This window comes from Vibrio sp. PBL-C16, from assembly GCF_034321865.1.
Lineage (GTDB): Bacteria > Pseudomonadota > Gammaproteobacteria > Enterobacterales > Vibrionaceae > Vibrio > Vibrio alginolyticus.
Genome location: NZ_JAXLNY010000002.1, coordinates 2,218,524 through 2,238,812 on the forward strand (window position 1 = coordinate 2,218,524; position 20,289 = coordinate 2,238,812).

15 protein-coding genes are annotated in these 20,289 nt (G+C 44.5%); 4 read left to right on the plus strand and 11 right to left on the minus strand.

Features of this window, described 5'->3' with window-relative positions; translation table 11 throughout:
- Positions 1–794: 794 nt before the first annotated feature.
- Together UQW94_RS18375 and znuA are read right to left on the minus strand one after the other, a co-directional pair.
- Positions 795–4,172, minus strand: a complete 3,378-nt coding sequence (locus tag UQW94_RS18375; RefSeq protein WP_322142473.1) for a helix-turn-helix domain-containing protein — start codon at positions 4,170–4,172, stop codon at positions 795–797.
- Positions 4,173–4,374: 202 nt separating this feature from the next.
- Complete coding sequence (gene znuA, locus UQW94_RS18380; protein WP_176310841.1) at positions 4,375–5,262, minus strand: zinc ABC transporter substrate-binding protein ZnuA; 888 nt, start codon at positions 5,260–5,262, stop codon at positions 4,375–4,377.
- A 78-nt stretch (positions 5,263–5,340) separates the two neighbouring features.
- On the opposite strand from znuA, the gene znuC reads away from it, so the two are divergent.
- Together znuC and znuB are read left to right on the plus strand one after the other, a co-directional pair.
- A complete protein-coding gene (gene znuC, locus UQW94_RS18385) occupies positions 5,341–6,129 on the plus strand; it encodes a zinc ABC transporter ATP-binding protein ZnuC (protein ID WP_005382185.1) in 789 nt (262 codons plus the stop codon).
- Positions 6,122–6,907: a zinc ABC transporter permease subunit ZnuB gene (gene znuB / locus UQW94_RS18390; RefSeq protein WP_005382183.1), complete on the plus strand. Its 786-nt coding sequence runs from the start codon at positions 6,122–6,124 to the stop codon at positions 6,905–6,907. The genes znuC and znuB overlap by 8 nt, the downstream gene beginning before the upstream one ends.
- Before the next feature lie 119 nt (positions 6,908–7,026).
- On the opposite strand, the gene sucD is transcribed toward znuB, so the two are convergent.
- The 8 genes from sucD to sdhC all read right to left on the minus strand — a co-directional run bounded on the left by sucD (position 7,027) and on the right by sdhC (position 16,736).
- A complete protein-coding gene (gene sucD / locus UQW94_RS18395) occupies positions 7,027–7,899 on the minus strand; it encodes a succinate--CoA ligase subunit alpha (RefSeq protein ID WP_005382181.1) in 873 nt (290 codons plus the stop codon).
- A complete protein-coding gene (sucC, locus tag UQW94_RS18400) occupies positions 7,899–9,065 on the minus strand; it encodes an ADP-forming succinate--CoA ligase subunit beta (RefSeq protein WP_262902120.1) in 1,167 nt (388 codons plus the stop codon). The genes sucD and sucC overlap by 1 nt, the downstream gene beginning before the upstream one ends.
- A 213-nt stretch (positions 9,066–9,278) precedes the next feature.
- On the minus strand, positions 9,279–10,487 hold the full coding sequence (gene odhB, locus UQW94_RS18405) for a 2-oxoglutarate dehydrogenase complex dihydrolipoyllysine-residue succinyltransferase (protein WP_005382177.1): 1,209 nt from the start codon (positions 10,485–10,487) through the stop codon (positions 9,279–9,281).
- Between the two features lie 28 nt (positions 10,488–10,515).
- Entirely contained in the window at positions 10,516–13,341 is a 2,826-nt protein-coding gene (gene sucA / locus UQW94_RS18410) for a 2-oxoglutarate dehydrogenase E1 component (RefSeq protein ID WP_005382176.1), read from the minus strand.
- Between the two features lie 171 nt (positions 13,342–13,512).
- A complete protein-coding gene (locus UQW94_RS18415; RefSeq protein ID WP_005382174.1) occupies positions 13,513–14,223 on the minus strand; it encodes a succinate dehydrogenase iron-sulfur subunit in 711 nt (236 codons plus the stop codon).
- 15 nt (positions 14,224–14,238) lie between these two features.
- Positions 14,239–16,005: a succinate dehydrogenase flavoprotein subunit gene (gene sdhA / locus UQW94_RS18420; protein ID WP_005382172.1), complete on the minus strand. Its 1,767-nt coding sequence runs from the start codon at positions 16,003–16,005 to the stop codon at positions 14,239–14,241.
- Positions 16,006–16,350 carry a succinate dehydrogenase, hydrophobic membrane anchor protein gene (sdhD, locus tag UQW94_RS18425; RefSeq protein WP_005382169.1) on the minus strand — a complete coding sequence of 115 codons (345 nt, stop codon included), beginning with the start codon at positions 16,348–16,350 and terminating at the stop codon, positions 16,006–16,008.
- A complete protein-coding gene (gene sdhC, locus UQW94_RS18430) occupies positions 16,344–16,736 on the minus strand; it encodes a succinate dehydrogenase cytochrome b556 subunit (protein ID WP_017634811.1) in 393 nt (130 codons plus the stop codon). The genes sdhD and sdhC overlap by 7 nt, the downstream gene beginning before the upstream one ends.
- A gap of 396 nt (positions 16,737–17,132) precedes the next feature.
- Between sdhC and UQW94_RS18435 the strand changes: the two genes are divergently transcribed.
- Positions 17,133–18,422, plus strand: a complete 1,290-nt coding sequence (locus UQW94_RS18435; RefSeq protein WP_005382163.1) for a citrate synthase — start codon at positions 17,133–17,135, stop codon at positions 18,420–18,422.
- 91 nt (positions 18,423–18,513) lie between these two features.
- Here UQW94_RS18435 and UQW94_RS18440 read toward each other — a convergent pair whose 3' ends face one another.
- The gene (locus UQW94_RS18440) at positions 18,514–19,272 is read right to left on the minus strand and encodes a Nif3-like dinuclear metal center hexameric protein (RefSeq protein WP_262902121.1); all 759 of its coding nucleotides are present in this window, start codon (positions 19,270–19,272) and stop codon (positions 18,514–18,516) included.
- A 232-nt stretch (positions 19,273–19,504) separates the two neighbouring features.
- Between UQW94_RS18440 and UQW94_RS18445 the strand changes: the two genes are divergently transcribed.
- Positions 19,505–20,278 (plus strand): DUF1853 family protein, encoded by a 774-nt coding sequence (locus UQW94_RS18445; RefSeq protein WP_053303293.1) that lies wholly within the window; start codon positions 19,505–19,507, stop codon positions 20,276–20,278.
- Positions 20,279–20,289 lie beyond the last annotated feature (11 nt).

The window sequence follows — 20,289 nt, forward strand, 5'->3', positions numbered from 1 at the left end:
TTTAATAAGTTTAGGTTGCCAATATTACTCCCCTATACCCCTTCAATCCTTGTGTGAAATCAAAGATTCCGTAAATGTTTTCACGCTTTCAAACGTTAACTTCGTAAATTTCCTCTCGTTATTTACGTCAAAATTAACAATTAAAAATGACACCTAACGAAACAAAAATGTCACAAACCAAGATAGAAAACAAAAAATGCAAATTAAAACAGTGGGTTAATTAAAAAACAAAACGTTGTCGCTTTTCTCATATAAACATGGCGTTATTTTTATAAGAAAAATAAGTAACCTCTCGTATAGTTACTCCATCGAGAGGGCAACCTCTCTAATAAATTCCAGAGGTGGCATGGCAACATGTCACTCCGGCAGCAAGCGAAGGTGTCCTTGACACCCGTGGTATAGTCCCCCCGGCTATACCACGATATTTTTTTTCACCTCTTTCAAAACTTCTTTACCTTATTCATCTTTTCAACACAGTTTTCGTTTTCACGAATGTCGCACACCATCATTCACCCAAATGAACAACGCTCTTTTGATACAGCAATACAACTGTCATTTATTTGTTGCAACTATTAGTAAATCATTCTCTTGAAGCCATTTATGCTTATTGCTATGAACATCGCGACTAACAGATAGAACGTGATCGTGCTTACGTGTTGAGAATGGATTTGTAGGCTAGATGTGATGAAGAAACAATGAAACTCACTGCGTTAGCAACTGCAGCAATAATAGAGCACTGTATGCAGCTCCCCAGCATCTTAACTATTAACTAGGGAGCTTATAATGAAGGTTTTCTAGTTAATTTCTTGGCTTTCTTGAGTCAAAGCAAACTTGGAAGGGGGCAAACCAAAATGTAGCTTAAACTTTTGGCTAAAGTAAGATGGATCATTAAAGCCACAGTTAAAGGCGACTTCACTGATTTTCTCACCCGCCAATAACTGTTCACACGCCGTTTCTAAACGAACCTCTGTGACATAGTCTTTTAACGTTCTTGACGAGGCAGATTTAAAACGTCTCTGCAAAGAGCGTTCAGACATATACAGCATTTTAGCGGCTGACGCAGTGCCAAATTCAGGATCATGGTAATGCTCTGCCACTAATTGATAGACTTTTTGCAACCACTCTTTCTCTGGTGTGACTTGATCTTCTGCAATAGTTACAGGATTGAGTTCTTGCTGCGGTTCATCCAGATAACTCCTTTCCTTCGCAGATGGCCATGTAATCTCGACTTTGTTTTGAGCATCAGAAGAGAAGACAGCCAAATAACCACCACTCGTTGTCACTAGTTGGGCAAGGTGGTCAATACTCAACTCAGAGTGATTTAAGTTAGATGGAAGCCCAGTCGCGACTTTATTAGGTAATTGCGTCCCGTAATCAAGAAAGCTCAATGACACAATATCATGCCCCTTTTCTAGCATAATTCTAACCGTTTGACCCCGGAAAGAGCGCTTGATGATATTGGCAAAAATGCTATTGAAAATAACATCAAGATTAAAGCTTTCCAGAGCAACCCGGCTCTGCTTACTCTCATCTTCTAGCTCTACCAAAATACCCGCTTTTGCAAAGTCATCTTGCCATACATCAACCACTGACTGAGTTATCTGACTCAAGTTGTAGTTCTGACTCCCACCACTTACATCACTTGGAACGCTTTTGAGTTCATTTAACTGCCAATTCGTTTTAGCCAAATGATCCTCCGTCGCAGTATCCAGAGGCATAGGTAGTTTCGCCACAATAAAGTCGACGCTTGATTTTATGGATAGAGCTACATGGTCTACGAGTAGGTTTCTAACTTGAATCTGTTTACGTAATTGCTGGTTGCTCGTAAGCAACACTCTACTTTGATGTCTTAACTGATTCGTTTTGAGAGTCACTTGAGCTGCTAGAGCACGGTTAGCCTGTACAACGTAGCGAGAGCGCCAGAAAACAAGTAATGCGACGACCGCAATACTAGCTACGACAAAGCCTAAAATAGCAAATCGCGATAGATACCAAGGATGAAGGACGATAAAGTGAGATTCTAAACCAACGACTCCAGTGGCAACTTGAGATTCATTACTGACCTGCAAGTGATATTCACCGGAACTAAGGTGCTCGAGTGTCAGTTGGCCCCCCTCTAACGTTTGCCATGGGTCATCGTTGTTCAATCGATAGTACAAATTTTGACTGTCTGGTTTTGGCATCACACCGAATAAAAAACTCAGCGAAGATCCATATGGCAGTGTGAGCCCATTCAGATCGGCACTACCAACTTGCAGAACTTCATTTTCAAGCACAACTTGGCTAACAATAAACTTAGACTCTGGGGGATTAGATACAAGCAGCTTGGATGCTTCTGCTTTTACGAGTCCGTACTTCGACCCCAGAACAAGCTCTCGCTCACCAATTTCTGTCTGCTGTATAACGCTACAAATACCAGGGAGGAACTCATTGTTCATTAAGCCTGATGACGATGAGTAATGTTTCACTAACTCACCCGAAAGGTGGTAATAGCTTAAACCGACAGAGGAAGCTAACCATACACCTTGCCTGTCTCTGATCAAGCAAGCAGGTCTGGCGTTGGGCTCACTCATTTCAACAACACGTTTTTCATCGCTTCGTGTATCAGTTTTAAACACACCATAAGATGAAGCAAACCACTGGCTGCCATCAACCGCCGTGGTCATGTCTAATGATTCACCAAACTTTTCTGAAAAACGGATAAACTGGATGTTGTCATTACTGTATTGGTATACGCCATGATCGGTGCCTATTAATAGGGCGTCTTCAGTATCATATAGGCGCGTAACCTTAGCAGGCAAATACTGACTTACTAGCCACTCACTTCCAAAGTTTCGTACGCTTTGTGCAGCAGTATCAACATTGTAAAGATGGTATCCGCTTGATACCCAAAGACGGTCATCACCATCAACGGTCACATGCTCTACGGCATGTCCAGCCATAACCTGTAAATAAGGAAATGTAATCTTGTTGAGACCATTTAGCTCAAATATTTCCAGCCCTTTTGAGGTTGCAAGCCAAAGCATGCCGTTTTGAAACGCAAATTCATTGATCTGCGACTCCAACTCTAAGACTTGGTTAATCCCACTCTTTCCTGAACGATAAATCTTTCGGTCATCAGCAAACCAAAGCGCACCATCAGGACCTTCAATAGTTTGCCGAATTCGTCCTGATAGGGTGTGTGAGTCATAACTACTAAAGGTCACTCGTTCAAATTTTTTACTAAATAGCGAGTAATAACGAATACCTTGGTTAGTCGCAATCCACATCCCTCCCATATTGTCGCTCAACAACGAATAAATCTTCGTGTTATCTAACTCTAACTCAAGAAAGCTTGCAGGCGCGACTTCGGTGACCTCACCTGAAAAAAATGAGTACAAATAAAGGCCATGCTCTGTCCCCACCCAATACTCTTGATTTGTCTCTGCGAATGTCAAAACATGTGAGCCGCCAATTCTAATCACTTCTTTATCAGGCTGGTAAATGTTGAAAATTAAAGCGCCACGCAATGTACCTATCAAAATTTCTCTTCGCGTGTGTGAATAATAGACTTTCTCAATGTAGTTTTGACCTGAGGCAGCGACATGGTCAAACTTATCACCTTCAGAAAGATAGAAGCCGGAAGTCGTTGCTAGTGCCCACTTCGTTTCAACTAGCACCGCATCATTAATGTAAACGTAGCTATTATTACTATGTTGATAGAGCTGCAATAGAGAGAAAGAGTTTAACTCGCTAGTGTCGATATTGTAGGTATAGAAATGCGCGCCATCACTCACCCAAATATAGTTCTTTGAAGACCCTATTTTTCTTATTTGTGAGCCTGGATTTAAACTAAAGACTAAACGTCGCTCCTGATTTGGATAAGTTCGATAGACCTCATTTTCAATAAAGGTCCAAAAAGCACCTTTATGATAAGCCAACTGCTTGGCCGACGTTTGTAGGAAGCTACCTGATTTAGGCAATATAGTTTGACCATCGTAAAACAGGACTCTCCCGTGTACGTCATGAATCCACAAACCGCCCTTTTCACCCAAGAACAACTTTTTAGCCGCGATAAAAGTACCCTTTGCCTGAGTTGGCAAAGGGTAAAAGATTGCATTTGCATTATGAAGCGCAAATGCTTGGTAGGATAAGATAAAGCCCAACAGAGCAAGGGCTAATTGGCGTAGCAAGACGAAAACCTTTTGTATCAATTTGTGCTCTGAAAGTGACCGTTCATCGTTTGTAAAACATGGATTGATACGGTTATTTTGAGCTGATAATTATTGGTAATGATATCTCAATTACTTTCTGAGAAAAGGCTCGCCTTACCAAAGGTTGTAATTCTTACTACTGGATCACGTTAAAAAGACTACTCCTACATTACGACAGCACTTAATCTGACTTTTTGTTCAAGCATTGCTCAAAACTATTCGCCATATTGTTGAGAAAAGTAAAGTAACTGCCAGGTTTTGCTTCAATTGTACTCCCTAACGGGTCAAGCTCGCCTTTAGCGACATCACTGCCTCTCATTACGCTCTGAACGACAGCCGGGGTAAACTGAGGTTCAGAAAATACACAAGCCACATCTCCACCACTTAGCTTTTGACGAATTTGAATTAAGGTCTTCGCTCCTGGCTTGCGTTCTGGGCTCACAGTAAAATGCCCCATTTGATTTAGTTCATAACGATCTTCGAAATAACCGTAAGCATCATGGAATACAAAGTAACCTTTGCTTTTTACTGGTGCCAGCTTCTGCTTTATCTGTTGGTCAGTGTCTTTTAGCTCGAGTTCAAACTTTTTGAGGTTCGCTTGATATTGAGCTGCATTTTCCGGATCAAGTGATACAAGTTGATTCACAACAGCCTTGGCCACTTGTTGTGCTTGGCTTACACCTAGCCAAAAGTGCGGATCATGTGAGCCATGATCGTGCCCATCATGATCATGGTTGTGCTCACTATCAAATTCACGCAATTCTAGATTTGGAATTTGACTAATAGTCAAAGTATTCGATCTATCCGAAACAACTTTCTCTAGAAACGGTTCAAGATCATGTCCGTACCAGATAACCAAATCAGCCGAAGCGACCTTTTTAACATCCGATGGACGCAAAGCATAGTCATGGGGCGATGTGTTAGACTGCAATAGCACGTCTGGTGAAGTTACTCCTTGAGTAAGCTCTGTTACTAACAACTGAATAGGTTTGATACTCGTCAGTACCGTTACCGCCTGTGCTGGCAGTGTTAACATTGCTGAGGCAGCAAGAATTAATGCTCTTTTCATAGTTTTACTTGGGATATGGCGTGGAAAGTGAGATAATGTTACATTATAACATTATTGATTTGCAAATGAGTTTCATTCATGTCTTCCTTAGTCCATCTTGAGCAGTTATGCGTCGAGTTCGATGGCCGCAGAGTTCTCGATAACATTAGTATGGAATTAGAAAAGGGCAAAATAACTACCCTAATTGGTCCCAATGGAGCGGGAAAATCAACGTTAGTCAAAGTTATCTTAGGTCTTCAAAAGCCGACTAGCGGCAAGTTGAACCGACAAAGAAAACTGAAAATTGGTTACGTTCCTCAAAAGTTGAAGCTCAATGACTCCCTTCCATTGAATGTAACCCGCTTCCTAAATTTAGCAGGAAAATACAGTAAGCAGGAGTGCATTGATGCATTAAGGCTTGTTGGCGCTGAACATTTACTTAATAGTAATATGCATCGCTTATCCGGTGGTGAAAACCAACGAGTGTTACTGGCGCGCGCTCTGCTTCAGCGCCCTCAGCTGTTGGTATTAGACGAACCAGCTCAGGGTGTGGATATCCAAGGTCAAATCGATCTCTATGACTTAATTGAGAGCATTCGTCACCGCTTTGATTGTGGCGTATTTATGGTGTCGCATGACTTACATTTAGTGATGGCGAAAACGGACGATGTTATTTGTCTGCATCACCATGTTTGCTGCTCAGGTTCACCTGCCACTATTACTCAGCACCCTTCTTACATCGCACTATTTGGCAATGCTGCGAGAGAGTCTCTCGCGTTTTATCATCACGACCATGAGCACCATCATCACGATTTATCCGGAACGCCAGTAAGCGGTGATGCGACATCATGCTCCCACCATAAACACGGACATCACCATCATGATTGAGTTTCTCCTACCTTCTATTCTTGCTGGTATTGGTATCGCGATCATTGCCGGTCCACTTGGGTCATTTGTCGTTTGGCGTAAAATGGCTTACTTCGGAGATACCCTAGCTCATGCATCGTTAATGGGCCTAGCGCTGGGCTTCTTGCTCAACGTAAATCTCTACCTTGCGCTACTCGTCTGCTGTTTAGCTCTGGCCGTTTTGCTTGTCACTCTGCAAAAGCAACAACTTGTGGCTACAGACACGTTGTTAGGTATCTTGGCACACAGTGCACTCTCTATCGGTTTAGTATCGGTTAGCTTTTTGGAAAACGTGCGCGTCGATTTAATGAGCTACCTATTTGGGGACTTACTTGCCGTCTCTCCACAAGATCTGATGTTTATTTACGCAGGTGTTGTTGCGGTAAGCGCGTGTTTGTACGTCTTCTGGCGCCCACTGCTTTCTAGCACTGTCAGTGAAGAACTTGCCGCTGTTGAGGGCGTGAATACAGACTTAGTTAGATTGGTGTTAATGCTAATGGTGGGTGTAGTAATCGCAGTAGGTATGAAGTTCGTTGGCGCGTTGATCATGACTTCGCTCCTAATTATCCCAGCCGCAACAGCACGTAAAGTCTCTTCATCACCAGAGCAAATGGCATTGTTCGCATCCATTATTGGCTCAGTGGCAGTACTGATGGGGCTTAGCCTATCATGGCACTTCGATACACCGGCCGGCCCTTCTGTAGTGATCAGCGCAACATCCTTATTTATGCTGAGCCAGCTGATTAAAAGCAAAGCATAATCGCATTGAGCATTAAACGCGAAAGGCCTTGCTAACAACAAACATAAATCCACTGAAACGGAAAAAGAAAAGCCTGCGAAATCGCAGGCTTTTTAATACTTATTAAGCAGTGTGGTCGATTACCAACCCGTCACTTCACGTAGACCTTGGCCAATCTCTGCTAGAGATTTCACAGTTTTAACGCCAGCCGCTTCTAGTGCAGCGAATTTGTCTTCAGCAGTACCTTTACCACCAGAGATAATCGCACCAGCATGGCCCATACGCTTACCAGGAGGCGCAGTTACACCAGCAATGTAAGAAACCACTGGCTTCGTTACATTTTCTTTAATGTATGCTGCTGCTTCTTCTTCTGCAGTACCACCGATCTCACCGATCATAACGATCGCTTCTGTCTCAGGGTCTTCTTGGAACAGTTTTAGGATATCAATGAAGTTTGAACCCGGGATTGGGTCACCACCGATACCAACACAAGTAGACTGGCCGAAACCTTCGTCAGTGGTTTGTTTAACTGCTTCGTAAGTTAGAGTACCGCTACGAGATACAATACCTACTTTGCCTTTCTTGTGGATGTGACCAGGCATGATACCGATCTTACACTCATCAGGAGTGATAACGCCCGGACAGTTAGGACCAATCATGCGAACGCCAGTTTCTTCTAGCTTCACTTTCACGTCGATCATATCTGTAGTAGGGATACCTTCAGTAATCGTTACGATTAGCTCGATACCCGCGTCAATCGCTTCTAGGATTGCATCTTTACAGAAAGGAGCTGGTACGTAGATGACTGTCGCTGTTGCACCAGTCGCTTCTACTGCTTCACGAACTGTGTTGAATACAGGAAGACCTAGGTGAGTTTGGCCGCCTTTACCTGGAGACACACCACCAACCATTTGCGTACCGTATGCGATAGCTTGCTCTGAGTGGAAAGTACCTTGACCACCAGTGAACCCCTGACAGATTACTTTAGTGTCTTTGTTAATTAATACAGACATTATTTAGCCTCCGCAGCAGCAACAACTTTCTGAGCAGCATCAGTTAGCGACTCAGCAGCAATGATATCAACATCAGAATTAGCAAGAACTTCGCGACCTAGGTCAGCGTTAGTACCTTCAAGACGAACAACAACAGGTACGCTTACGCCTACCTGTTTAACCGCACCGATAATACCTTCTGCGATCATGTCACAACGTACAATACCACCAAAGATGTTAACAAGTACCGCTTTCACATTGTCATCAGATAGGATGATCTTGAATGCTTCAGCAACACGCTCTTTCGTCGCGCCGCCACCTACATCTAAGAAGTTAGCTGGTTTGCCGCCGTGTAGGTTTACGATATCCATCGTACCCATTGCTAGGCCTGCACCGTTAACCATACAGCCAACGTTACCGTCTAGTGCTACGTAGTTCAGCTCCCACTGAGCTGCGTGTGCTTCACGCTCATCTTCTTGTGAAGGATCGTGCATTTCACGAAGCTTAGGCTGACGATACAGTGCGTTTGAGTCGATGTTGATCTTACCGTCAAGACATAGCAAGTTGCCTTCGCCAGTAATCACAAGTGGGTTGATCTCTAGCAGAGCAAGATCGTACTGAGAGAACATAGTGCCAAGACCCATAAAGATCTTAACGAATTGTTTGATTTGGTCGCCTTCAAGACCAAGTTTGAACGCTAGCTCACGACCTTGGTAAGCTTGTGGACCTACTAGTGGGTCAATTGCTGCTTTGTGGATGAGTTCCGGCGTTTCTTCCGCAACTTTTTCAATTTCCACACCACCTTCGGTAGAAGCCATGAAAACGATCTTACGGCTAGCACGGTCAACTACCGCACCTAGGTATAGTTCGTTCGCAATATTTGAAGCTTCTTCAACAAGGATTTTTGTTACTGGCTGACCATTTGCGTCTGTTTGGTAAGTTACTAGGTTTTTACCTAACCACTTCTGTGCAAACTCTTTAACGCCTTCTTTTGTATCGTGTAGCTCTACGCCACCCGCTTTACCACGGCCACCAGCGTGAACCTGACATTTAACTACTTTCTTGGCTGTACTGATACGGCCTGCGGCTTCAAAAGCTTCTTGTGGTGTATCACACGCGTAGCCTTCTGGCACAGGCAAACCGAATTCTGCAAACAGCTGTTTGGCTTGGTATTCATGCAAATTCATTTCGATATTCCGTTTGTTTTTCCCTTAAGGGATTTATTATTTCCATAACGCTGCAGTCTTGGCTGCTTGTACGTCTGTAGGGTCTTCTCAAATCAATCCTTCATCATGAGTTCTCATACTGAAGGATTAAAATGAAGGCCAAACGTTGAGCTAGTCTAGCCATTGAAATTTTTAACGTCTAGCTACCTACGATAACTAGACGTTTTAGCGATATTAAACGTCTAATAGGAGACGTGCTGGGTCCTCTAGTAACTCTTTAATCGTTACTAGGAAGCCAACTGATTCACGACCGTCAATTAGGCGGTGATCGTAAGATAACGCTAGGTACATCATCGGCAAGATTTCAACTTTGCCATCCACTGCCATCGGACGCTCTTGGATCTTATGCATACCAAGAATCGCTGATTGAGGTGGGTTGATGATTGGTGTAGACATTAGTGAACCGAACACACCACCGTTTGTGATAGTGAAGTTACCGCCCATTAGCTCGTCTACCGTTAGCTTGCCATCACGACCTTTAATAGCCAGCTCTTTGATGCCTTTTTCAACATCAGCGAAACCAAGCTTGTCACAGTCTTTTAGGACAGGTGTAACTAGACCACGTGGCGTTGATACCGCCATGCTAATGTCGAAGTAGTTGTGGTAAACAATGTCATCGCCATCAATCGAAGCATTTACTTCTGGGTAACGCTTAAGCGCTTCTGTTACTGCTTTCACGTAGAAAGACATGAAGCCCAAACGAATACCGTGACGCTCTTCGAACTGATCTTTGTACTGCTTACGAAGGTCCATGATTGGTTTCATGTTCACTTCGTTAAACGTCGTTAGCATTGCCGTGTTGTTCTTCGCTTCTAGCAGACGGTTAGCAACTGTCTTACGAAGGCGAGTCATTGGAACACGCTTCTGACTGCGAGCCGCTGCTGGCACGTCAACCACTGCTGGCGAGTCTTCTTTTGACGCAGATTTAGCGTTCGCAAGATGCGCTTCAATATCTTCGCGCGTAATACGACCACCAACACCAGTGCCTTTCACTTGGCTTGCTTCTAAGCCATGTTCAGCCAATAAACGGCGCACTGCTGGGCTTAATGCGTCATTACTTTCTTCGCTAAGCGCAGCTTTGTGACGCTTATCAGGAGATGCTTCAGTACCTTCTGTTTTGTCTGCAGTTGGTTCACCTGCAACTGCGCCTGGCTTCAATTTAGCAATGATTTGTTTAGAAAGTACTGTCGCACCTTCTGCTTCAACAATAGCTTCTAAAACGCCAGCTTCCGGAGCTGGAACCTCTAGCACAACTTTGTCTGTTTCGATGTCAACCAAAACCTCGTCACGCTCTACTGCGTCGCCTGGTTGTTTGTGCCATGTCGCTACGGTTGCATCAGCAACTGATTCAGGTAAATCTGGAACCAGAATTTCAATTGTCATATCTGTTTCTTCCTTTAACTTCTAGTTCTTAATTCGAAGTTTTTGAGTTCACGTTCAGAGCGTCTTCAACCAACGCTTTTTGTTGTTTCAAGTGCACCGACATGTAGCCAACTGCTGGCGAAGCAGAAGCTGGGCGACCTGCGTATTTAAGATTTGCACCTGCAGGAATAGCGGCACGGAAGTTATGTTGGCTACAGTACCAAGCACCTTGGTTCTGAGGTTCTTCCTGACACCACACGAAGTCTTCAACGTTAGTGTATTGAGCAATTGCTGCTTGTACTTCTTCCATTGGGAATGGGTAAAGCTGTTCAATACGCACGATAGCAACATCGTCTTGCTCGTTGTTACGGCGCTGCTCTAGTAGGTCAAAGTAAACCTTACCAGCACAGAACACGACACGTTTCACTTTGCTTGGTTCTAAATCATCTACTTCTGGAATTGCAGATTGGAATGTACCATCCGCCAAGTCTTCAATCGTTGAAGTACATAGAGGGTGGCGCAACAAAGATTTCGGCGACATAACAATGAGAGGTCGACGCATTGGGCGTACAACCTGACGACGAATCATGTGGTACACCTGAGCCGGTGTTGAAGGAACCACAACCTGCATATTTTGCTCAGCACAAAGCTGAAGGTAACGCTCTAAACGTGCAGATGAGTGCTCAGGACCTTGACCTTCATAACCATGAGGTAGAAGCATAGTAAGACCGCACAAACGCGCCCACTTTTGCTCGCCTGACGAGATAAACTGGTCGATAACAACTTGTGCACCGTTGGCAAAATCACCAAACTGTGCTTCCCAGATAGTTAAACCACCTGGTTCGGCTGTTGCGTAACCGTATTCAAACGCCAACACAGCTTCTTCTGACAATACTGAGTCAAAGACTTGGAATGGCCCTTGGTTGTCATGAATATTCGCTAATGGAATGTAAGTGCTTGCATCGGTTTGGTTATGAAGAACCGAGTGACGGTGGAAGAAAGTACCACGACCCGAGTCCTGACCAGAAAGACGAATACGCTTGCCATCGTCAACCAATGTAGCATACGCCAATGTTTCAGCCATACCCCAGTCAATAGCTTTTTCACCGGTCATCATTGCTAGACGATCATTGTATAGCTTATTAACACGGCTTTGCAGTTTATGGCTTTCTGGGTACTGACACAGACGATTGCCTAGCTCAATAAGGCGTGTCTTGTCGTATTTTGAATCCCACTCCATATCCCATTCGTGCCCTAAGTAAGGGGACCAGTCTACAGAGTGCAACGCCATTGGACGCCATTCTTTAACAACCACTTCACCGCGATCTAATGCATCGCGATACTCATTGACTAACTGAGTCGCCGTCTCGATATCTGACTCATTTTTGTCGATCAGAACATCTGCATACAATTTGCGTGGTGTAGGATGCTTTTTGATTTTCTGGTACATCAAAGGCTGAGTCGCATTTGGCTCATCCGCCTCATTGTGACCGTGGCGACGGTAACATACAAGATCGATCACGACATCACGCTTGAACTCGTTACGGTAATCCAATGCAATGCGAGTAACAAAAGCAACTGCTTCTGGGTCATCTGCATTTACATGGAAAATTGGCGCCTGCACCATCTTCGCGATATCGGTACAGTACATTGTAGAACGCGTGTCACGAGGATTAGACGTCGTAAAGCCTACTTGGTTGTTGATGACGATACGTACCGTACCACCAACTTGGAACCCACGAGCAAGAGACATGTTGAAAGTTTCGGCAACCACACCCTGACCAGCGATTGCAGAATCACCGTGGATGGTGATAGGAAGCACTTTGCTACCTTGATTATCACCCAAGCGATCTTGACGTGCTCGAACTGAGCCCATGACTACTGGGTTTACGATTTCTAGGTGCGACGGGTTAAATGCAAGTGCTAAGTGAACATCACCGCCTGGAGTCGCAAAATCAGCAGAGAAACCTTGGTGATATTTCACATCACCCGTACCCCAAGTTTCGTCGTGTTTACCGGCGAACTCATCAAACAGGTCTTGAGGTTTCTTACCAAGTACGTTCACCAGCATGTTCAAACGACCGCGGTGAGCCATACCGATAACCACTTCACGCATTCCACTTGTACCCGCATGACGGATCAACTCTTTCGTCATCGGAATCAGCGCATCACCACCTTCTAACGAGAAACGTTTTGCACCTGGGAATTTCGCCCCGAGGTAACGCTCCAAACCTTCAGCGGCTGTTAGCTCTTCTAGGAATGTTCGCTTCTCATCTTTGTTGAATGATGGCTGGCCTACGACAGACTCAAGGCGTTGCTGAATCCAACGCTTTTGCTCTGTGTCAGTCATGTGCATGTATTCAGCACCGATGGAACCGCAATAAGTTTTGTTGAGGGCTTCATAGATATCTTTCAACTTCATGGTTTCTTGCCCAACAGCAAAAGAACCTACGTTGAAAGTTTCTTCGAAGTCATCTTCGGTAAGATTATGAAAAGCAGGGTCTAACTCCGCCACTGTTGGGCGTTGCCATAGACCTAGTGGGTCTAATTCTGCAGCTTCATGCCCGCGGAAACGGTATGCGTTGATTAGCTGTAGAACTTTTACTTGTTTTGCATCGACATCTGGGTCACTAACTTGGACATTGTAATGCTTTGTTTCTCTAGCGAGTCGTCGGAAGTAGTCACGGACACGTGAATGTGGTTGTTCTGCCACTTCTTCTGATGGCTTAGGCAAGCCTTCAAAAACACGTTTCCACTCCTCACTTACCAGATCGGGATCACTTAGATACAGTTCGTAGAGGTCCTCTACATACGTTGCATTGGCGCCAGCCAAGTGTGAAGACTCGAGCCATGCCTTCATCACGCCGTTGTGCATATTTTCCCTTAACCAGTAGTTTTCACGTTTGCTTCGGTCTTTGCCGAGCTATAAGAGCCGACTAAAAATACGGTCGGCAATTTTTGTATTCTTTACTCGAATATTACTGAAGCAGTGAAGCGGTCATATCGGGTGATCCGCAACACTGCGACACTCCTAAGAGCGAGTAAATTAAACCGAACGATTAACCAACATCGACTTAATGTGACCGATGGCTTTCGTCGGATTTAATCCCTTAGGACAAACACTTACACAATTCATGATGCCATGGCAACGAAAAACGCTAAATGCATCATCAAGATCAGACAAACGTTCATCTGTTGCCGTATCGCGGCTATCAATTAGCCAACGGTACGCTGCGAGAAGACCAGCTGGGCCGATGAATTTATCAGGGTTCCACCAGAATGATGGGCAAGACGTTGTACAACATGCACACATGATACATTCGTACAATCCATCTAAATGCGCACGATCATCAGGCGATTGTAGGTTCTCACGTGATGGTGGTAATGCACCATCATCAATCAAGAATGGTTTAACTTTCGCATAGTTATCATAGAACTGCGTCATGTCAACGATAAGATCGCGTACGACAGGTAACCCTGGTAGTGGACGAATAACTATCTTATCGCCTTGTAGAGCAGATAACGGTGTGATACACGCTAGGCCGTTTTTACCATTCATATTCAAACCATCAGAACCACATACCCCTTCACGGCATGAGCGACGGAACGCGATGCTTGGATCTTGCTCTTTTAGCAGAATCAATGCATCAAGCACCATCATGTCTGAGCCTTCGTCTACCTCAAGGGTATACTCTTTCATGTAAGGCTTAGTATCCACATCCGGATTGTAACGGTATAAAGAGAAGTTTAATTTCATAGTCGTATCCTCCCTTTAGTATGTACGTACTTTCGGCGGGAAAGCTTCACGATGCGTTGGCGTCATGTTTACATCACGCTTAGTCATCGCTTCTGTTTCCGGATTGTAGATAGAGTGGCATAGCCAGTTCTCATCATCACGCTCAGGGAAATCGAAACGAGCATGTGCGCCACGACTCTCTGTACGGTAGTTCGCTGCAACGGCAGTTGAAAACGCGGTTTCCATCAGGTTATCAAGTTCTAGACACTCAATACGCTGCGTGTTGAACTCTGAAGACTTGTCCGCTAGATGCGCATCTTTCAAACGTTCGCGAATCACTTTCAACTCTTCTAGACCGGTTGCCATCGCATCGCCTTCACGGAATACCGAGAAGCTGTTTTGCATGCATGCTTGTAGGTCTTTACGAATCTGAACTGGATCTTCACCACCAGTGCTGTTTTCCCAACGCATAGTACGCGCTAGAGACGCTTCAATATCAGATTCTGTTGCAGGACGAGCTTCTGCTTGCGCTGCTAGCGTTTCGCCAAGGTGCAAGCCAGTGGCACGACCAAATACGACCAAGTCTAGTAATGAGTTGCCGCCCAGACGGTTAGCACCGTGTACCGATACAGAAGCAATCTCACCACATGCGTAAAGGCCTTGTACTTCCATCTCGCTACCGTCGGCCTTCTGCTTAATTGCTTGGCCAGAGACTTGAGTAGGTACACCACCCATCATGTAGTGACAAGTTGGAATTACTGGAATTGGCTCTTTCACAGGGTCAACGTGTGCAAATGTACGAGACAGTTCACAGATACCTGGTAGACGTGATTCAAGTACTTCTTTACCAAGGTGATCAAGTTTCAACTTGATATGTGGACCCCAAGGACCATCACAGCCGCGGCCTTCACGGATTTCAATCATCATTGAACGAGCAACCACGTCACGACCAGCAAGGTCTTTCGCGTTTGGTGCGTAGCGCTCCATGAAGCGTTCACCATCTTTATTTAGAAGGTAACCACCTTCACCACGACAACCTTCCGTCACTAGAACACCCGCGCCAGCAATACCTGTTGGGTGGAACTGCCACATTTCCATGTCTTGCATTGGAACGCCTGCGCGAAGTGCCATACCAACGCCATCACCCGTGTTGATGTGCGCGTTAGTGGTCGATGCGTAAATACGACCTGCACCACCTGTAGCTAGAATGGTTGCTTTTGATTTGAAGTAACAGATTTCACCCGTTTCCATACAAATCGCAGTACAACCCATGATTGCGCCGTCTTGGTTTTTCACAAGATCCAAAGCGTACCACTCCGAGAAGATGGTTGTTTTGTGTTTTACGTTTTGCTGGTAAAGCGTGTGAAGAAGTGCGTGACCAGTACGGTCTGCAGCAGCGGCTGTACGAGCAGCCTGCTCACCACCAAACTCTTTAGATTGACCACCGAATGGACGTTGGTAGATGGTACCGTTATCGAAACGAGAGAATGGCAGACCCATTTTTTCAAGCTCGATAACTGACTCAGGACCATTTTTACACATGTATTCAATCGCGTTCTGGTCACCGATGTAGTCGGAACCTTTAACGGTATCGTACATGTGCCATTGCCAATCGTCTTTGTGCGAGTTACCCAGAGCAACAGTAATGCCACCCTGTGCAGACACAGTATGAGAACGTGTTGGAAATACTTTTGACAACAAAGCACATGATAGGCCTTGTTCTGAAATTTGTAGTGCAGCGCGCATACCTGCACCACCAGCGCCGATTACTACGGCATCAAACTCACGAACTGGAATAGACACTTACGCACCCCACAGAATAAATAGACCAGAGAAGACATAGCCGAATAGCACGGCAATAACACCAAGTTGTAGTGCGCCACGTAGTTTCGCGCACTTAATGTAATCAGTTAATACCTGCCACAAACCAACCCAAGCGTGAATCAGGATCGAGACAAGTGCCAACATGGTGAATACTTTAGTGAAGGTACCACCAAAGAATTGGGTCCAAGATGCGTAAGAGATATCTGAAAATGCACAGAAGCTAATCAGATAAATCGTGTATAGCGTCATAATGATTGCAGTTGCACGAATTAGTAGGAAATCGTGTACACCATTACGACCAAATGAAGATACGTGTTTTACCATACCAAGATCCCCGCCAATAATGATAATACTGCTGTTGCACCAAACGCGACTTTAGCGCTCATCGTGCCTGAATCTAGTTCTTCAAAGTGACCCAGATCCATCAATAAGTGACGGATACCACCTGCGATGTGGTAGGCAAGTGCAGTAAGAATTCCCCACAGGATGAATTTTACGAAGAAGCTATCGACGATGTCAGCGGCTTCCATAAAACCCATTGGGGATGACAGAGAAATGGATAGTAACCACAGTAATATACCCACCGCAACAAACGTAATTACCCCAGACACACGGTGTAGGATGGATGCGATTGCTGTGATAGGAAAGTGGATGGTCTGTAAATCTAAATTAACAGGTCTTGACTTTCTTTCTTTCACGGGCTTGCTCACTCAGCTCCATTGAGCATTTATTGTTATAACCAATTTCAGCTTCCAAACGTACAAAAGTTAACATCTATTTAACAAATATCGCGAGTAACCACTCAGATAAGTGTAAACAAGTTGTTAACAAACGGAATCCAGCAACAAACCTCACTCTTTGTTTCTAGCCCCGAATTTATAAGGATTTAACTAAAATTTTCTTTGCCAATATACGGCGAGCAACATTCTAATACAATTGGTGTAACAAATTATGCTACATAGAACAGATTTTTAACGATTTTCATGAGAAAAATCATAACAAGTGCACACAAAGATGGAGAAAAATTGACTTTAAGCTTTAACAACAGTACAAAAATGGCACATAAACATCCTGGACGGATTAAATAATAAACAAAGGAGATTGTTATGGCGGATAAGAAAGCGACCCTTCATGTTGAAGGTCAAGCGCCAATCGAACTGCCAATTATGGACGGTACGCTAGGTACACCTGTAATTGACGTTCGTAAGCTGGGAGCCAATGGTTACTTTACTTTTGACCCAGGTTTTCTTGCCACTGCATCTTGTGAATCATCAATCACGTACATCGATGGCGGCAAAGGCATTCTTTTGCACCGCGGTTTCCCGATTGATCAATTAGCCAATAACGCAGATTACTTAGAAGTATGTTACATCCTTCTTTATGGTGAAGCCCCTACCCGAGAACAATACGAGCAATTCAAAACGACCGTTACTCGTCACACAATGGTACACGAGCAAATCGCAAGCTTTTTCCATGGCTTCCGACGCGATGCACACCCAATGGCGGTAATGTGTGGTGTAGTTGGAGCACTTGCAGCCTTCTATCACGACTCTCTTGACATTAACAACGACGAACACCGCGAAATTGCAGCGTACCGTCTGCTGTCAAAAATGCCAACACTGGCGGCGATGTGTTACAAATACTCTATCGGTCAGCCATTTATTTACCCTCGTAACGACCTTAGCTACGCAGAGAACTTCTTGCATATGATGTTCGCAAACCCTTGCGAAGAGTATGAAGTAAATCCTGTGGTTGCCCGTGCGATGGATAAGATTTTCACTCTACACGCGGATCACGAACAGAATGCGTCGACATCAACTGTTCGTCTAGCTGGCTCTTCTGGTGCGAACCCATTTGCATGTATTGCCGCTGGTATTGCATCCCTTTGGGGACCTGCTCACGGTGGTGCAAACGAAGCCTGCTTGAGAATGCTAGAAGAGATTGGCAGCGTCGATAACATCCCTGAATATGTAGACCGCGCGAAAGACAAAGATGACCCATTCCGCTTAATGGGCTTTGGTCACCGCGTTTACAAGAACTACGACCCACGTGCGACAGTAATGCGCGAAACGTGTCATGAAGTTCTCAAAGAGCTAAACATTCAAGATCCTCTGCTAGACGTTGCAATGGAACTTGAGCGCATTGCGCTTTCTGATGAGTACTTCGTGTCTAAGAAGCTGTACCCGAACGTAGACTTCTACTCAGGTATCATTCTTAAAGCGATTGGTATTCCAGTTTCTATGTTTACGGTTATCTTCGCGATTTCTCGTACCATCGGCTGGATTGCTCACTGGAACGAAATGCACAGCGATCCACTGAACCGCATCGGTCGTCCTCGTCAGCTATACACTGGCGAAACACAACGTGAGTTTTCTCCACTTCACGAACGTGAATGATCTTTTAGTACGAAGATAGACAAACAAAAGGGTTGAGATTTTCGTCTCAACCCTTTTCCTTTTCAGCGCTTAACGTTACTAATAGCGAACGTTAAACCGGATTATCAATATCGATAAACTCCACATGTAGGCCATATTCATCCGCTAGCCATTTGCCTAAAGCCTGAACACCATAACGCTCAGTAGCATGATGACCTGCAGCATAGTAATGAATGTCCATTTCACGAGCGGTATAAGTGGTGCGCTCTGAAATTTCTCCAGAGATAAATGCATCCAGCCCGTGCTGTACAGCAAGTTCAATGAAATCCTGCCCTCCACCAGTGCACCAGCCGACTGTCTCAATCATCTTATCGGTATTCTCTGGAGCGATATGCAGAGGCTCTCTATCAAGAACTTGGTTGATCTTACTCGCAAATTCAACACCAGACATCGGCTTTTTCAAGCGCCCAAACATAACAACTGACTGAGGGTGCCCTTCAAGCCCACCTTCTACTTCGATTTTAAGTAAGCGAGCTAATTCAGCGTTGTTGCCTAGCTCTGGATGAATATCTAGAGGAAGGTGATAACCATATAAGTTGATATCGTTTTTGATCAGACTACGAATTCGTTTACCTTTCATACCACGAATTGGCTCAGGTTCACCTTTCCAAAAATAACCGTGATGAACGAGTAATGCGTCTGCATTAAGCTCAATCGCTTTATCGATTAAGGCTTGAGAGGCAGTTACGCCAGTGATAATACGCTTTACGGCTGGCGTCCCTTCTACCTGTAACCCGTTTGGTGCGTAATCTTTAATTAACTGCGGTGACAGTTTGTCATTAAGAATCTGTTCTAGCTTTAAGTTATTCATTATTACTTCCAATTTCTAGCGCATGTAAACCTAAATAACCTCTCGATGAAATCAGACCGAGAGTGTGCAACCTAGTTGATACAACAACGTTTTGACATCTGGCACCTTGATATCATTTAGGTACTTAAAGTGTATCTCGAACCCTAATATCGATGCTAGCCACCCTACCCTCAAAAGCAAATTTAGTTACAATAACAAAGCTTGTCGCCTCACCATACATATAGGGATACGGATGAACCAACTGCAACGCTTTTACCAATGGATCGCCACTTCACCTCCTCTTTTCAAGTTACGCCCTCCGTTTACAACCTTAGAGGATCTTTCGGTAACGCCTTTAAATAACGCTGAGCAATACAATGGTAATCCAAGATTGGGCTTTTTATATCAGCACTTATGCACTGCAGTTCTCTCTAGTTCAGAACGATATCAGGTTATCGCGGAAGAGGTTCAGTTAAACGACATCGAAGGTAAGACTATTGGTGCTATCGACTTGGTGTTGCGGAATACAGAATCAAATCAAATAGAACACTGGGAAGTAGCGATTAAGTTTTATCTTCTTTATAACGGCGTATGGTATGGTCCGAATGCTCACGACCAGCTGCATACAAAACTGAATAGAATGCTTACTCATCAGTTGAAAATGAGCGATCGCCCGGAATTTCAAAAAATAATTCCGTTAAACGACGCTCCACAAGAACGTTTATTGATGCAAGGACGACTCTATATTAATCCGTTTACTCCAGAGCCAACTCCTAGCGAGTGCTTGGGTTATGAACTAAATCCAAGTCAGATTAGTGGTTACTGGTGCTACCAGAGCCAATGGGAGTTAATCGGTAAGCCACTTTATCATTTACACAAACCATGCTGGGCGATTGGTACGGACGATTTATCTCAACCCATTGAAAAGCCTTCAGACCGATTTGTACATGCACAAACGGAGGACGGTCAATTCTGGTTTGTGGTACCGGATTCCTGGCCCGGAAACAACTCAGTTCAGGAATCTTAAACGCAAAAGGG